Origin of the sequence: Streptomyces sp. SudanB5_2050, from assembly GCF_964272335.1 — a bacterium.
Taxonomy (GTDB): Bacteria; Actinomycetota; Actinomycetes; order Streptomycetales; family Streptomycetaceae; genus Streptomyces; species Streptomyces rochei.
The window spans coordinates 313807-331357 of the sequence record NZ_OZ186760.1; the positions used below are offsets into that span (position 1 = coordinate 313807).

General features: G+C 76.7%; 1 protein-coding gene (cut by a window edge). It reads right to left on the reverse strand.

What is annotated here, in order from left to right; translation table 11 throughout:
• Positions 1-17551, reverse strand: partial view of a type I polyketide synthase gene (locus ACFZP7_RS01095; RefSeq protein WP_385633554.1) — the 3' portion only. Its footprint extends 11300 nt past the window's final position; 17551 of the gene's 28851 nt are visible here — the last part of the coding sequence; the start codon falls outside the window, past its right edge; its stop codon occupies positions 1-3.

Here is a 17551-nt window from a genome sequence, read left to right on the forward strand (position 1 = left end):
TCAGTCCCGCTCTTCGTCAGGGTGGGCGTTGAGTGCCGCCTGCACCAGGTCGTCGATCTCCATGGCGTCGATGGACACGCCGTAGGCGTCGTCGTCCACGGCCGTGGTGTCCTGGTGGGCGCCGGGTGTGTCCGGTGTCTGTCCGGCGAGTTCCAGCAGCCGGTCCAGGAGGCCGCCGGCGCGCAGCCGGTCCAGGGGCAGGCCGGCGAGGGCGGCGCGCACGGCGCGTTCGTCGTCGCCGGTCGTGGCGGCGTGCGAGGTGCCGCCGCTGCCGCTCGGCAGGAGCTGCTGGAGGATGTGCCCGGCGAGGGCGGCGGGGGTGGGGTGGTCGAACACGAGGGTGGCGGACAGGGTCAGTCCGGTGGCGGCGTTGAGCTGGTTGCGCAGCTCGACGGCGCCGAGGGAGTCGAATCCGAGGTCGCGGAAGGCGCGGTCGGGGCCGACCTGGTCGGTGCCGGGGTGTCCGAGGACTTCGGCCGCGCGTTCGCGCACCAGGGTCAGCACGGTCGTGGCGCGGCGACCCTCCGGGAGCCGGGTGAGGCGCTCGCGCAGGGCGGGTCCGGACTGCCGGGCGTCGCGTCCGCCGTCCGAGGCGGCGAGGGCGGTGTGGGAGGGCATCTCGGCGAGCAGGCGGCTGGGCCGGACGCTGGTGAAGGCGCGCGCGAACCGGTCCGGGTCGACGTCGGCGACGACGGCGACCGGGTCGGTGCCGGTGACGACCTGCCGCAGGGCCAGGACCGCGAGGTCCGGGTCGAGCGGCCGGACGCCGGTGCGGCGGGCGAGGGCGGCGGCGCGCTCGCCGCCGGCCATGCCCTCGCCGTCCCAGGCCCCGTACGCCACCGAGGTGGCCGCGAGACCTTCGGCCCGGCGGCGTTCGGCGAGGGCGTCGAGGACCGCGTTGGCGGCGGCGTACGTGCCCTGGCCGGGGTTGCCGACCGCGGCGGACGCGGAGGAGAACAGGGCGAACACCTCCGGTTCGTGGGCGCGGGTCAGCTCGTCGAGGAGCAGGGCGGAGGTGACCTTGGCGCGGAACACGGTGGCGAACCGCTCGGGGGTGAGGCCGTCCAGCACGCCGTCGTCGAGGACGCCGGCGGCGTGGATGACACCGGTGAGCGGAGCGTCCTCGGGCAGCTGCGCGAGGACGGCGGCCAGGGCGTCCCGGTCCGCGGTGTCGCAGGCGGTGATGACGGGCTCGGCGCCCAGTGCGCGCAGGTCCGCGGCGAGTTCGGCGGCGCCGGGGGCGTCGGGTCCGCTGCGGCTGAGCAGGAGCAGGCGGCGGGCCCCGGCCCCGGCGAGCCGCCGGGCGGTGCGGGCGCCGAGGGCGCCGGTGCCACCGGTGATCAGGACGGTGCCGTCGGGCTGCCAGTCGCGGGGCGCCTCGGGGCGTACGGCGGCGAGGCGGCGGCCGAAGACCGCGCCGGGGCGGACGGCGAGCTGGTCCTCGCCCTCGGGGTCGGCCAGGACGGCGGCGAGCCGTTCGGCGGCGCGCCCGTCGAGGGTGACGGGCAGGTCGACGGTGCCGCCCCAGCGCTGCGGGTGTTCGAGGGCCGCGACCCGGCCGAGTCCGTGGACGGCGGCCTGGAGGGGCGCGGCCACGGTCTCGCCGGGCGAGACGGCGGCGGCGCCGCGGGTGAGGCACCACAGCGGGGCGTCGGTGCGGGCGTCGCCGAGGGCCTGGACGAGCGTGGCCGTCAGGGCGGCGCCGAGCGGGGTGCCGTCGGCGGTGAGGCCCGTGCCCGCGCCGCCGCCGGGGGCGACGCTTGTGGGGGTGTCGCCGTCGGGGGTGTCGCCGTCGGGGGTGTCGCCGGCGGGGGTCTCGCCGGCGAGGGCGAGCAGGGAGACCACGCCCGTGAAGGGGCCCGAGACGTCCAGGTGGTGGCGGATCGCGGCGGCGAGCGCGGCACGGTCGTGGTCGTGGGCCGGCACCTCGATCGTCACGGCACCGCTGCCGAGGATCCGCAGGACCTGCGCGGTCCACGGGTCGTCGGCGTGTCCCTCGGGCAACACGGCGAGCCAGGTGCCGACGGGCGTACCGGCGGCGCTCCGGTTCAGGGGGCGCCAGGCGATGCGCCGGCGCCAGCCGTCCACGGTGGCCTGGTCGCCGTGCTTGCGGCGCCAGTCGCGCAGCGCGGGCAGGACGCGGGAGAGCGCGTCGCCGTCGACGCCCAGCTCGCCGGCGAGGGAGTCGAACTCCTGGTCCTGGACGGCGGCCCAGAACGCCTCGTCCCCGGCGCTCCCGGCGTCCCGGGCCGCTCCTGCGGCGGCCGGTGCCGCGTCGGCCCAGAACCGCTGCCGGCGGAACGGGTAGGTCGGCAGGTCCACCCGGCGGGCACCGGTGCCCTCCAGGAGCGCCGCCCAGTCGACAGGCTGGCCGGCGGCGTGCAGCCGGGCCACCGCCGTGATCAGGGAGCGTTCCTCGTCGCGTCCGGTGCGCAGCGCCGGAACGACCACCGGGGCGGGACGGTTCTCGTCGGCCAGGGTGTCGAGGGTGTCCTGGGCGAGGGAGCACAGGACGCCGTCGGGGCCGAGTTCGAGGTAGCGGGTGGCGCCCCGGGCCGCGAGGGTGCGGACACCGTCGCCGAAGCGGACCGCGCGGCGCACGTGCCGGACCCAGTACCCGGGGTCGCACACCTGCCCGTCGGTGGCCGGTTCCCCCGTGAGGTTGGACACCAGGGGCAGCTTCGGCGGGGTGTACGACACGCTACGGGTGACCCGTTCGAAGTCCTGCAGCATGGCGTCCATGTGCAGTGAGTGAAATGCATGGCTGACCCGCAAACGCCTAGTCTTCCGGCCGAGCGCGGCGAACTCGTCGGCGAGCGCGGTCACCGCGTCCTCGTCCCCGGAGACCACCACGGCTTCCGGGCCGTTGACCGCGGCCAGGGAGAGCCGGTCGGTCAGCCGCGGGGCGACCTCGTCCTCGGTGGCGCGGACGGCCAGCATGGCGCCGCCGGCCGGGAGGGCCTGCATCAGGCGGGCGCGGGCGGCGACGACCCGGCAGGCGTCCTGGAGGGAGAACACTCCGGCGACGTGCGCGGCGGCGATCTCCCCGACCGAGTGGCCGGCCAGCAGGTCGGGACGCACGCCCCAGGACTCGCACAGCCGGTACAGGGCCACCCCGAGGGCGAACAGGGCGGGCTGGGTCCAGCCGGTGCTGTCGAGGAGGTCCGCCTCGACGGTGCCTTCCTCGGCGAACATCACCTCGCGCAGCGGACGGTCGAGTTCCTGGTCGAAGTGGGCAAGGACCTCGTCGAGGGCCTCGGCGAACGCCGGGAAACGGGCGTACAGGGCACGGCCCGCGCCGGCCCGCTGGGAGCCCTGGCCGGGGAAGAGGAACGCGGTCCGGCCGCCGGGTGTCGCGCGGCCGCGCAGCACCGCGCGGTCGTCGCGGTCCTCGGCCAGGGCGGTGAGCGCGTCGAGGAGTTCGTCGCGTCCGGCGACGGCGAGCACCGCGCGGTGTTCGAACGCCGAGCGGGTGGTGCCCAGGGAAAGGGCCAGGTCGGCGGGGCCGGGCAGGGCGGCGGGGTCGGCGGCGAGCAGCCGGTCGCGGAGCCGTGCGGCCTGGTCGGGCAGGGCGTCCGCGCTGGCCGCGGACAGCGGCACGGGCAGGGGCCGTTCGATGGCGGGCCCGGCGGTCTCGATGGCGGGCCCGGTGGTCCCGGCCGTGCCCTCCGGGGCGGGGGCCTGTTCCAGGACGACGTGGGCGTTGGTGCCGCTGGCGCCGAAGGCGGACACGGCCGCGCGGCGCGGGCGTCCGGTGTCGGGCCAGTCGGTGGCCTCGGTCAGCAGCCGTACCGCGTCCGGGTCCCAGGCGACGTGGCTGGAGGGCCGGTCGACGTGGAGGGTGCGGGGCAGGGTGCCGTGCCGCATGGCCAGGACCATCTTGATGACGCCGGCGACACCGGCGGCGGCCTGGGCGTGGCCGATGTTCGACTTGACGGACCCGAGCAGCAGCGGGCGCTGCGGGTCGCGCTCGCTGCCGTACGTCGCGAGCAGCGCCTGGGCCTCGATGGGGTCGCCCAGGGCGGTGCCGGTGCCGTGCGCCTCCACCGCGTCGACCTCGCGGGCGGTCAGGCCCGCGGCGGCCAGCGCCTTGCGGATGACGCGCTGCTGGGAGGGGCCGTTGGGCGCGGTGAGGCCGTTGGACGCGCCGTCCTGGTTGACGGCCGACCCGCGCAGGACGGCGAGGATCTCGTGGCCGCGGCGGCGCGCCTCGGACATACGCTCCACGACGAGCATGCCCACGCCCTCGGCCCAGGCGGTGCCGTCGGCGGCGTCGGAGAAGGGCTTGCAGCGGCCGTCCGGGGAGAGCGCCCCCATCTCGCCGAACTCGACGAAGCCGACCGGTGTCGACATCACGGTGACGCCGCCGGCCAGGGCGAGCGTGCACTCGCCGCCGCGGATCGCCTGGGCGGCGAGGTGCAGGGCCGTCAGGGAGGACGAGCAGGCGGTGTCGACGCTGACGGAGGGCCCTTCGAGGCCCAGGGTGTAGGAGAGCCGGCCCGACAGCAGGCTCGCCGACTGGGCGGTCTCCACGTGCCCGGTCTGGCCGATCGCGGGACGGTAGTCGCCGCTGCCGCCGCCGACGAAGACGCCGGTGTCGCCGCCGCGCAGGGTGGCGGGGTCGATGCCGGCCCGTTCCAGGGCCTCCCAGGCGGCCTGGAGGACGATCCGCTGCTGCGGGTCGATGACCAGGGCCTCGCGCGGGGAGATCCCGAAGAAGGCGGGGTCGAAGTCGGCGACGTCGTAGAGGAATCCGCCCTCGCGGCTGACGCTGCGGCCACGGCCGTCCCGGTCGCCGTGCAGGAGCCGTTCCAGGTCCCAGCCGCGGTCGGTGGGGAAGCCGCCGATCGCGTCGGTCCCGGCCTCCAGCAGTTCCCACAGGTCCTCGGGCGAGCGGACGTCGCCCGGGTAGCGGCAGCTCATGCCCACGATGACGACCGGGTCGTCACCGTCGTCGGTGGCGGGACGGGACGCGGACGCGTCGGCGGCGGTGGTGGACTCGTCCCCGTCCCCGCCGAGGAGTTCGTCGAGGAGGTGCGCCGCCAGGGCGGCGGGCGTCGGATAGTCGAAGACGAGCGTCGCGGGCAGGGTGAGGCCGGTGGCGGCGGCGAGCCGGTTGCGCAGGTCGACGGCGGTCAGCGAGTCGAAGCCCAGGTCGTTGAAGGAACTCGTGGCCGGGACGGACCCCGCGTCGGCGTGGCCGAGCACCGGGGCGACCTCGGCGAGCACCAGGTCCAGCAGGCCGCGTTCGCGGTCGGCCCGGCCCAGGGGGCGCAGCCGGTGCCGCAGGTCCGTGGCGGTACTCGCGTCACCGCCGTCCACGGCGCGCAGGGCCTCGCGGGCCTCGGGCAGCGCGCTGAACAGCCGGCCCGGGCGGGTCCGGGTGAACGCGGGGGCGAACCGGTCCCACACCACGTCCGCGAGGGTGACGGAGGCGGGGGCCGCCGGGTCCTCGGCGGCCTCGCCGACCAGTGCGGCGAGGGCGGCGAGGGCGTGCCGGGGCTCCATGGCGGGCAGTCCGTTGACGCGCAGGTGGGCGGCGAGCCCGTCGGGCCCGGCGCCCTGCCAGGCGCCCCAGGCGACGGAGAGCGCGTTGACGCCACTCGCGCGGTGCCGCTGGACCAACGCGTCCAGGTAGGCGCCCGCGGCGGCGCCCGGCCCCTGGCCGGTGACGCCCCAGACGGCGGAGATGGAGTTGAAGACGACGAACGCGTCCAGGGTCCGCTCCCCCACGGCGGCCGTCAGCGCGTCGTGGGCGGCGTGCACGGTGGTCGTCGAGGGCTCGTCCGGGGTGCCCGTGTCGCCGGTGTGGACGACCGCGGTGAGCGCACGGTCGGCCGGCAGGGCGGCGACGGCCCGGGTGAGCGGGCCCGCGTCGGCGGGGTCGGTGTGGTGGACCGCGGTGAGGACGGCGCCGGCGGCCTCGACCTCGGTGCGCAGCGCCGCGAAGGCGTCGTCGGCCGGGTCGGTGGGACCGGCCAGCAGCACCCCGGCGGCGCCGTGGGCGGCGAGCCAGCGGGCGACGTGGCCGCCGAAGCCCTCCGGGCCTCCGGTGACCAGGACGGTTCCGGTGGGGCGCCAGACGGTGTCGGGGCGCTGGGCGGCGGCCCGCGTCAGGCGGCGGCCGAAGGCGCCGGAGGCGCGCAGCGCCACCTGGTCCTCGGCGGTGCCGTCGGCCGTGCCGGTGGCCAGCACGGCCCGCAGGCGGTCGGCGGACCGGGCGTCGGCGACGTGGTCGACGTCCACGAGGCCGCCCCAGCGTTCCGGCTCCTCCAGGGCCAGGACCCGGCCGAGGCCCCAGAGGGCGGCCTGCCCGGGGTCGGCCGCCCGGTCGGTGCGGCCCACGCGGACCGCGCCGCGGGTGACGCACCACAGCGGGGCATCGATCCCGGTCTCCGCCAGGAGGCGCAGCAGGGCGTCGGGCCGGGCGGGACCGTCGAGGGGACCGGCGGCGTGCGCGGAGGCGGCGCCGAGCAGGGCGAGGACACCGGCGTACGCGGTGCCGTCGGCCGCCGTCTCCAGGCGGGCGGCGGCACCCTCGTCCTCGGCCGGGACGACGAGGCGTACCGCGTCCTCGCCGAGCGCCCCGGCCAGGGCCTCGGCCCACGGGTCGCCGTCGAGCGCGGCCGGGGTCAGGACCAGCCACCGCCCGGTGGTGCCGCCGGCGGGGGCGGTGGCGGTGAGGGGCTGCCAGGTCACGCGGTAGCGCCAGCCGTCCACCAGGGCGCGCTCGGACCGGCCGCGGTGCCAGGCGGACAGGGCGGGCAGCACGCCGGAGAGGACCGCGTCGTCGAGGCCGAGGGTGGCGGACAGGGACTCCGTGTCCTCCCGCTCGACCGCCGCCCAGAACGCGGCGTCGACCGGGTCCTGCCCGGCACCCGTGCCGGTGGCCGAGGCGGGCTCGGGCCAGTAGTGCTGGTGCTGCCAGGCGTAGGTGGGCAGCTCGGTGCGGCGCGCGCCGGTGCCGTGGAACCACGCCGCCCAGTCGACGCCGACGCCGGCCGTGTGCAGGCGGGCGAGCGCGGCGAGCAGGGCGCGCTCCTCGTCACGGTCCTTGCGCAGCGCGGGTACGAGCGGGCTGCGCGCCGCGTCGCCGCCGTCGGCGTCCGTCGCGTCGTCGAGCACCCGGGCGGCCAGGCCGGTCAGCACGCCGTCGGGGCCGATCTCCAGGTAGGCGTCGGCACCCGCTTCGGCCAGGGCGCGTACGCCGTCGGCGAACCGGACGGTCGCGCGGACGTGCCGTACCCAGTACTCGGGGTCGGTGAGCCGCCCCGGCTCGGCGACCGTACCGGTGACGTTCGAGACGACGGGGACCCGGGGTTCGGCGTACTCCAGGGTCTCGGCGACGCGGCGGAACTCCGCGAGCATCGGCTCCATCAGGGCCGAGTGGAAGGCGTGACTGACCGACAGACGCTGCGTCTTGCGGCCCTCGGCCGCGAACGCGGCGGCGACTGACAGGACTTCGCTCTCCTCACCGGACAGGACGACCGACTCCGGTCCGTTGACCGCGGCCAGCGACAGACCTCCGGTGAGCCGTGCGGCGACCTCCTCCTCCGAGGCCCGCACGGCGACCATGGCACCGCCCGCGGGCAGTTCCCGCATCAGCCGGGCCCGGGCCGCCACCAGCGTGCACGCGTCCTCCAGGGAGAACACCCCCGCCACGTGCGCGGCCGCGATCTCACCGACGGAGTGACCGCCGACGAAGTCGGGAACCACGCCCCACGACTCGATCAGTCGGAACAGCGCCACCTCGAGCGCGAACAACGCGGGCTGGGTGTACCCGGTGGTGTCGAGGAGAGCCGCCTCGGGCGTCCCCGCCGGCGCGAACAGCACCTCGTGCAACGGTCGTTCGAGGTCGGCGTCGAGCCGGGACGCCACCGCGTCGAGGGCCTCGGCGAAGACCGGGAAGCGCGCGTACAGCTCACGTCCCGCCTCCGCCCGCTGCGAACCCTGGCCGGAGAAGAGGACCGCGAGCCTGCGCTCGGTGGCGTGGTCGCGGACGGTCTCCACCGGCTCGCCCTCGGGCGTCACCAGCAGGACCGCGCGGTGCGCGAAGGCGGAGCGGCCGACGGCCAGGCTGTAGGCGGTGTCGAGCGCCGGGACCTCCGGCCGTGCCTGCGTGAAGGAGGTCAGCCGCGTGTGCTGGGCGGTCAGGGCCGCCTCGGAGCGGGCGGAGACCGGCCACGGTACGACGGTCGGGGCGGTCTCGGGCTCCACCGACGAGTTCGGCTCGGCGACCGGTGCGGGCTGTTCCAGGATCACGTGGGCGTTGGTGCCGCTGACCCCGAAGGCGGAGACACCGGCGCGGCGCGGGCGTCCCGTCTCGGGCCAGGCCCGGTGCTCACGCAGCAGTTCGACCGTGCCGGCGGACCAGTCGACGTGCGAGGACGGGGTGTCCACGTGCAGGGTGCGCGGGAGTTCTCCGCGGCCCAGGGCCAGGACCGTCTTGATGACGCCGGCGGCACCGGCGGCGGCCTGGGTGTGGCCCAGGTTGGACTTGACCGTGCCGAGCAGCAGCGGTCGCCCGGGGTCGCGTCCCTCGCCGTAGGCGGCGATCAGGGCGTGCGCCTCGATGGGGTCGCCGAGGGTGGTGCCGGTGCCGTGCGCCTCGACGGCGTCCACGTCGGCCGGGGTGAGGCGGGCGTCGGTCAGCGCCTGGCGGATGACGCGCTGCTGGGCGCGGCCGTTGGGGGCGGTCAGGCCGTTGGACGCGCCGTCCTGGTTGACGGCCGACCCGCGCAGGACGGCGAGGACCGGGTGGCCGTTGCGGCGGGCGTCGGACAGCCGCTCCAGGACCAGGACGCCCGCGCCCTCGGACCAGGCGGTGCCGTCGGCGGCGTCGGCGAACGCCTTGCAGCGGCCGTCCGCGGCGAGGCCGCCCTGCGCGGTGAACTCGACGAAGGCGTCGGGGCTGGACATCACCGAGACGCCGCCCGCGAGGACCAGGGAGCATTCGCCGGAGCGCAGCGCCCCCGCGCCCATGTGGAGGGCGACCAGGGCGGAGGAGCAGGCGGTGTCGACGGTGACCGCCGGGCCCTCCAGGCCCAGCGTGTAGGACAGGCGGCCGGACATCACGCTGGCGGTGGTGCCGGTGGCGGCGTGGCCCCGCACGTCGGTGGTGCCGCGGCGGAGCACGGTGGCGTAGTCCTGGCCGTTGGTGCCCACGAAGACACCGGTGGCGCTGGAACGCAGGCTCTGCGGGTCGATGCCGGCCCGCTCCAGGGCCTCCCAGGCGGTTTCGAGGAGCAGCCGCTGCTGCGGGTCCATGGCCAGGGCCTCGCGCGGCGAGATGCCGAAGAAGGGGGCGTCGAAGAGTCCGGCGCCGTCGAGGAAGCCGCCCTCCAGGGTGGCGGAGCCGCCCCGGGCGAGGGACTCCAGGTCCCAGCCGCGGTCGGTGGGGAAGCCGGCGACGGCGTCGCGGCCGTCGGCCAGCAGGCGCCACAGGTCGTCCGGGGACTCGATGCCGCCGGGGAACCGGCAGCCCATGCCGACGACGACCACCGGGTCGTCGTCCGTGGACCGTCCCGCTCCCGCGTCGGCGTCGTGTCCGGAAGCCGCCTCGGGCAGGTCGCCCAGGAGTTCGGCGAGGAGGTGGGCGGCCAGGTCGCGGGTGGTCGGGTGGTCGTAGACGAGGGTGGCGGGCAGCCGCAGGCCGGTGGTGGCGGTCAGGGTGTTGCGCAGTTCGACGGTGGTCAGCGAGTCGAAGCCGAGGTCGGTGAAGGCCCGGTCGGGTTCGACGGCGGCCGGGTCGGGGTGGCCGAGCACGGCGGCCACCTGGGCGCGCAGGAAGTCGAGCAGGTACCGCTCGCGGGCCGCGCCGGACAGGGCGGCGACCTGGCGGCGCAGGACCGGCTCCGTGTCCGCGGGGGCGCCGTGCGCGCCGCCGCCGGCGCGGAGTTCGGGCAGGTCGCCGACGAGGGCCCGGTTCGGGGCGAACACGGCCGCGTACCGCTGCCAGTCGATGTCGGCGACAAGGAGGGCGGTGTCGCCGTGGCCGACGGCGCTGTCGAGGGCGGCGAGGGCGTCCTCGGGGCTCATCGGGGTGAAGCCGCCGCGGCGGACCCGGTCCTCGACGCCGGTGCCGTCGCCGGCCATGCCGGTGCCGGACCAGGGGCCCCAGGCCACGGAGGTGGCGGGCAGGCCCAGGTCGCGCCGGTGCTCGGCCAGGGCGTCCAGGTAGGCGTTGGCCGCGGCGTAGTTGGCCTGGCCGGCGGAGCCGAGGACGCCCGCGGTCGAGGAGAAGAGCACGAAGTCGGTGAGGCCGAGGTCGCGGGTCAGCTCGTGCAGGTGGGCGGCGGAGCGGGCCTTGGCGTCGAGGACGGAGGCGAACCGCTCGGGGGTGAGGGTGTCGAGCAGGCCGTCGTCCAGGACGCCCGCGGCGTGCACGACGGCGGTGAGCGGGTGCTCCTCCGGTACGGCGGACAGGGTCGCGGCGAGCGCGGCGCGGTCGGACGTGTCGCAGGCGACGACCGTCACCCGGGCGCCCTTCTCGCGCAGTTCCGCGACGAGTTCGGCGGCGCCGGGGGCGTCCGGGCCGCGTCGGCCCGCGAGCAGCAGGTGCGGGGTGCCCCGTCCGGCGAGCAGCCGGGCGACGTGGGCGCCGAGGGCGCCGGTGCCGCCGGTGATCAGGACGGTGCCCTCGGGGGCGAACGCGCGGGGCGCCGGTCCCTGGGGGGCAGGGTGGCGGGTGAGGCGCCGCGCGTAGGTGGCGGAGGCGCGGACGGCGAGCTGGTTCTCCGCACCGGGTGCGGTGAGCAGGTGCGCGAGGCGTCGTACGACCCGCTCGTCGATGTGCTCGGGCAGGTCGACCAGGGTGAGCCGGCGCTCGGGGCGCTCCAGGACGGCGACGCGGCCGAGGCCCCAGAGGGCGGCCTGCCCGGGGTGGGCGAGGCGGTCGGCACGGCCGGTGCTCACCGCCTGCCGGGTGAACAGCCAGACGGGAGCGGTGATCCCGGCGTCGTCCAGGGCGGTGAGGGCGGCGGCGGTGGGCACGATTGCCGCGGTGCCGGCCGGGTCTTCGGCGACGCCCGGTTCGGTCGTACCGGCGGGGGTGAGGGCGAGCAGGGCGAGGACGCCGGTGAACCCGCCGTCGGGGTGGGCCAGTCGGCGCAGGGAGGCGGTGAGCGCGGTGCGGTCGGCGGTGGCCGGGGTGTCGACCGTGACGACGGCGGTGTCCGGGCCGAGTGCCTCCAGGAGTGCGCTCGCCTCGGGTGCGGGGGTGCCGGCCGGGCGCAGGACCAGCCAGGTGCCGGCGGGTCGGCCGGTGGGGGCGCCGTCCAGCGGCTTCCACACGATCCGGTGGCGGTGGTGGTCGGCGGCGGCCCGCTCGGTGCGGCGGCGCCGCCACGAGGACAGGGCGGGCACCAGGGCGGTCAGCGTCTCCTCGTCCAGTCCGAGGTCGGCGCCGAGCGCGGGCAGGTCGCCGCGCTCCACGGCCGCCCAGAAGGCGGCGTCCGCACTACCGTCGGTGCCCGTGTCGGACGTGTGCGGGGCGAAGGTGGTGTCGGGCCAGTAGCGGCTGCGCTGGAAGGCGTACGTCGGCAGGTCGACGCGGCGGGCGCCGGTGCCGTGCAGGGTGCCGCCCCAGTCGACGCCGGTCCCCCGCACGTACAGCCCGGCGAGGGCCGCGGTGAAGCAGGAGACCTCGTCGCGGTCGCGGCGGAGCGCGGGGAGGACGGTGACGGGTGCCGAGCCGTCCGCACGGCCACCGTCGCCGTCGAGGATCGCGCGGGTCGCGGCGGACAGGGTGCCGTCGGGGCCCAGCTCCAGGTAGGAGGTGGTGCCCTGGCGGTCCAGGGCGCGTACCGCGTCGGCGAACCGGACGGTGGCGCGGACCTGGCGCACCCAGTACTCCGGCGTGCGCAGTTCCTCGGCGGTGGCGAGGTCGCCGGTGACGGTGGAGACCACCGGCAGGACCGGAGCCTGGTAGGTGAGGCCCCGGGCCACGTGGGCGAAGTCGTCGAGCATGGGCTCCATGCGCGGCGAGTGGAAGGCGTGGCTGACCCGCAGGGCGCGGGTGCGACGGCCGTCCGCGGCGAGGCGGGCGGCGACGCCGGCCACCTCTTCCTCGTCGCCCGCGATCACCACGGAGCGGGGTCCGTTGACGGCGGCGAGGGAGACGCGGTCCTCCAGTCCGGCCAGGAGGGGCAGCACCTCGTCCTCGGCGGCCTCGACGGCGACCATGGCGCCGCCGGCCGGGAGCGCGGCCATGAGGCGACCGCGTGCGGCGACGAGAGTGCAGGCGTCCTCCAGGGAGAACACTCCGGCGACGTGGGCGGCGGCGATCTCTCCGACGGAGTGACCCGCCACGCCGTCGGGGGCGACGCCCCAGGACTCCACGAGCCGGTACAGGGCCACTTCGAGGGCGAACAGGGCGGGCTGGGTGTACGCGGTGTCATGCAGGAGGGCGGCCTCCTCGGTGCCCTCCGGTGCGAAGAGGACCTCGCGCAGCGGACGGTCGAGCTCCTGGTCGAAGCGGGTGAGTACGGCGTCCAGGGCGTCGGCGAAGACGGGATGGCGTTCGTACAGACCGCGTCCCACGGCGGCGCGCTGGCTGCCCTGCCCGGTGAAGAGGAAGGCCAGGCGGCCCCGCGCCGGGGCACCGGTGACCAGGGCGGTGTCGGGGGTGCCGTCGCGCAGTGCGGACAGCGCGCGCTCCAGTGCCCGGCGGTCGTCGGTCAGGACGGCGGCCCGGTGTTCCAGGGCGGCGCGGGAGGTGGCCAGCGAGTGGGCCACGTCCGTCAGCGGCAGCTCCGGGTGGTCCGTCAGGTGGTCGAGGAGACGGGCGGCCTGCTCGCGCAGGGCGTCGGCGGTACGGGCGGACAGCACCACGGGGACGCCCGCGGGCAGGATGTCCGGGTCGGCCGCCGCGGGCGCCGGCGCGGCTGCGGGCTCGGGCGGCTCGGGGGCCTGCTCGACGATGGTGTGGACGTTGGTGCCGGACAGGCCGAAGGAGGAGATGCCCGCCCGGTAGGGGCGGCCGGTCTCGGGCCAGGGCCGGGTCTCGGTGGCCAGCTCGATGGCGCCGGAGGTCCAGTCGACGTGGCTGGAGGGGGTGTCCACGTGCAGGGTGCGCGGGACGGTGCCGTGGCGCATCGCCATGACCGTCTTCATGACGCCGGCGATGCCGGAGGCCATCTGGGTGTGGCCGATGTTGGACTTCACCGAGCCGAGCAGCAGCGGCCGGTCGCCGGGCCGGTCCTGGCCGTAGGTGGCGAGCAGGGCCTGGGCCTCGATGGGGTCGCCGAGGGCGGTGCCGGTGCCGTGGCCCTCGACCACGTCCACCTCGCCCGGGGTGAGTCCGGCGTCGGCGAGTGCCTGGCGGATGACGCGGGCCTGGGAGGGGCCGTTGGGGGCGGTCAGGCCGTTGGAGGCGCCGTCCTGGTTGACCGCGGAGCCGCGGATCACGGCGAGGACGGGGTGTCCGTTGCGGCGGGCGTCGGACAGGCGCTCGACCAGGACCAGTCCGACGCCCTCGGCCAGGCTCATGCCGTCGGCGCCGTCGGCGTAGGCCTTGCAGCGGCCGTCGGGGGCCATGGCGCGCTGGCGGCTGAAGCCGATGAAGGCCTGCGGGGTGGCCATGACGCTGACGCCGCCGGCCAGGGCGAGGGTGGACTCGCCGTTGCGCAGCGACTGGCAGGCCAGGTGCAGTGCCACCAGGGAGGAGGAGCAGGCGGTGTCCAGGGTGACCGCCGGGCCCTCCAGTCCGAAGGTGTAGGCGAGGCGGCCGGACATCACGCTGGAGATGGTGCCGGTGATCAGGTGGCCCTCGGCGCCCTCGGAGCCGGCGCCGCCGGCCGTGTAGTCCTGGTAGCTGGCGCCGATGAAGGTGCCGGTGCGGCTGGAGCGCAGGGTCGCGGGGTCGATCCCGGCGCGTTCCATGACCTCCCAGCCGGTCTCCAGGAGGAGCCGCTGCTGCGGGTCCATGGCCAGGGCCTCGCGCGGGGAGATGCCGAAGAAGCCGGCGTCGAAGTCGGCCACGTCGTGCAGGAAGCCGCCCTGCGTGGAGTACGTGGTGCCGGGCCGGTCGGGGTCGGGGTCGTACAGGGCGTCCGCGTCCCAGCCGCGGTCGGCGGGGAAGCCGGTGATGGCGTCGGCACCGGCCGCGACGAGATCCCACAGGGCCTCGGGGGAGGTGACTCCGCCCGGGTAGCGGCAGCTCATGGCGACGATGGCGATGGGTTCGTCGGTGGCACCCGCGGCGCGGACGGGCGCGTCGGTTTCGGCCGCGGGCCCGCCGATCAGCTCGCGCAGGTGGCCGACGAGGGTGAGCGGGTCCGGGTAGTCGAACACCAGGGTGCTGGGCAGGGTGAGGCCGGTGACGGTGGCGAGCCGGTTGCGCAGGTCGACGGCGGTGAGCGAGTCGAAGCCGACGTCGCGGAAGGCGCGCCGTTCGGACAGCACCTCCGGGGAGGCGTGGCCGAGGACGGTGGCGGCCTCGGAGCGCACCAGGTCGAGCAGGAGGCGGTCCTGCTCGCCGGCGGGCAGGGCGCGCAGCCGGGCGGTGAACTCGCCGCCCTCCGCGGCGCGGGTCGTGCTCTCCTCGGTGATCCTGCGGACCTCGGGCACCTCCGCGAAGAGGTCGGTGGGGCGCGAGGAGGTGAAGACCGGGTGGTAGCGGTCCCAGTCGACGTCGGCGACGGCCAGCGCGCCCTCGTCGCCGTCGAGGACCTGCCGCAGGGCGGTCAGGGCCAGCCGGGGGTCCATGAACTCCAGGCCGCTGCGCCGGATCTGGCCGGGGTCGACCCGGCCGAGCTTCATGTCGTCGGCCCAGATGCCCCAGGAGATCGCGGTGCCGTGGGCGCCGCGGGCACGCCGGTGCTCGGCGAGGGCGTTGAGGTGGGCGTTGGCGGCGACGTACGCGGCGTGCCGGCCGCTGCCCCACATGCCGGCGGTGGAGGAGTACAGCACGAACGCGTCGAGCTGGTCGTCGTCGAGGAGTTCGTCCAGGTGCGCGGCGCCGGCGGTCTTGGCGTGCACGACCTTGGCGAACGCGTCGAGGCTGGTCTCCTCGATCGTCTGCAGCTCGATGACGGCGGCGGTGTGGAAGACGCTGCGCACCGTGCGGCCCTCGGCGGCGAGCCGGTCCAGGAGGGCGGCGACGGCGTCGCGGTCGCGGACGTCGCAGGCGGCGACGGTCACGGCGCAGCCCCGCTCGGCGAGTTCGGCGACGAGTTCGGCGGCGCCGGCGGCGTCCGCGCCGCGGCGGCTGGTCAGCACCAGGTCGCGGGCGCCCTGGTCGGTGAGCCAGCGGGCCAGGTGCGGGCCGAGGGTGCCGGTGCCACCGGTGACCAGGACGGTGCCGCGCGGAGTCCAGGTGCCGGCCCCGGTGGGGGCGGGGGCGGGGACGACGCGTCGGGCGAGGACACCGGTGGGGCGTACGGCGAGCTGGTCCTCGCCGGTGGCGCCGGCCAGCAGGGCGGCGAGCCGTTCGCCGGCCCGCCGGTCCGGCGTGTCGGGCAGGTCGACGGTGCCGCCCCAGCGCTCCGGGTGTTCGAGGGCGGCGGTCCAGGACAGGCCCTGGACCATGGCCTGGGCGGGCCGGGTGAGGCGGTCGGCGCGGCCGGTGGTGACGGCGCCCCGGGTGAGGGTCCACAGGGGCGCCTCGATCGCGGCGTCGCCGAGCGCCTGGATCAGGACCACGCTCAGCGCGAGGCCGGTGGTCAGCACCGGGTGGGCGGTGCCGGTGTCCTCGGCGTCGGCGAGCAGCGAGACCACGCCGGTGGGGGCGGACGGTGCGCACAGGGCGCGCAGCCGGTCCGCGAGGGCGTCCCGGTCGGTGTCGGCGGCGGTGAGGGCGAGGGGCAGCACCTGGGCGCCGTGCGTCGTCAGGGTGTCCGTGACGAAGTCCGCGTACGCCGGGTCGGTGCCGTCGGCGGTGACGAGCAGCCAGGTGCCGTCCAGGCCGGCGTCGGGCAGCGTGCCGAGCGGCTTCCAGGTGGCGCGGTAGCGCCAGGAGCCGGCGGTGGAGCGGTCCCGGCGCTCCTTGCGCCAGGTGGACAGGGCGGGCAGCAGCGGGGCGAGCGCGTCGCGGTCCAGGTGGAGCCGGGAGGCGAGGGAGTCCACGTCCTCCTGCTCGACCTCGGACCAGAACTCGGCGTCCGCCGGGTCCCCCTCGCCGCCGTGCGGGCGGCCGGCGAGGGCCCACAGGTGCTCACGCTGGAAGGCGTAGGTGGGCAGGGGTGTCCTGCGGGCGCCGGTGTCGGCGTACACCGCGCTCCAGTCGGCGCGTCCGCCGCGGACCCACTGCTCGGCGAGAGAGGTCAGGAAGCGGTCGGTGCCGCCCTGTTCGCGGCGCAGGGTGCCGACGGCGGCGACCGGCCGGCCGGTGTCCTCGGCGGTGGCCTGGACGGCCATGGTCAGCACCGGGTGGGGGCTGACCTCGACGAAGACGGTGTGCTCGGTGTCGAGCAGGGCGCGGACGGTCTCCTCGAAGCGGACGGTCCGGCGCAGGTTGCGGTACCAGTAGGCGGCGTCCGTGCGGGCGGTGTCGAGGAGTTCGCCGGTCACGGTGGAGTGGAAGGGCAGGCGCGGGGTGCGGGGCGTCACCGGGGCGAGCACGTCGAGGAGTTCCGCCTCGATGCGTTCGACCTGCGGCGAGTGGGAGGCGTAGTCCACGGCGATCCGGCGGGCGCGCAGGTCGCGGGCGGTGAACTCGGCCTGGAGGGCGTCCAGGGCCTCGGGGGTGCCGGCGAGGACCACCGAGCGCGGCCCGTTGACGGCGGCGACGGACACCGCGCCGTCGTACGGGGACAGGTACTCCTCGGCCTCGGCGGCGGACACCTGGACGGACATCATGCCGCCCGCTCCGGCGAGGACGCGGCCGATGGCCCGCGAGCGCAGGGCGACGACGCGGGCGCCGTCCTCCAGGGAGAGGGCGCCGGACACGACGGCGGCGGCTATCTCGCCCTGGGAGTGGCCGATCACGGCGTCGGGGGTGACGCCGTGGGCCTGCCACAGCCGCGCGAGGGAGACCATCACGGCCCAGGTGGCGGGCTGGACGACGTCGACCCGGTCCAGGGAGGGGGCGCCGTCCGCCTGGCGGATCACGTCGGTGAGGGACCAGTCGGTGTACGCGGCCAGGGCGGCGGCGCACTCGTGGAAGCGTTCGGCGAAGACGGGTGAGGTGTCGAGGAGTTCGGCACCCATGCCGGCCCACTGGGAGCCCTGGCCGGGGAAGACGAACACGGTGCGCCCGTCGGTGTCGGCGGTGCCCTGGACGACCCGGGCGGTGGATTCGCCGGCGCCGAACGCGTGGAGGGCGTCGGCGAGTTCGGTGAGGTCGGAGCCGAGGGCGACGGCCCGGTGCTCCAGGACGGAGCGGGCGGTGATCAGGGTGTGGCCGACGTCGCTGGGGTGCGGCGCGGCGTCGGTGGTGACGTGCGCGGCGAGGTTGGCGGCCTGTTCGCGCAGGGCGGCGGGGGCGGCGGCGGACAGGATCCAGGGCAGGGTGCCTCCCGCCGGCAGGGCGGGTTCGGGGGCGGTCGCGGGCTCCTGGGCCGGGGGTGCCTGTTCCAGGACGGCGTGCGCGTTGGTGCCGCTGATGCCGAAG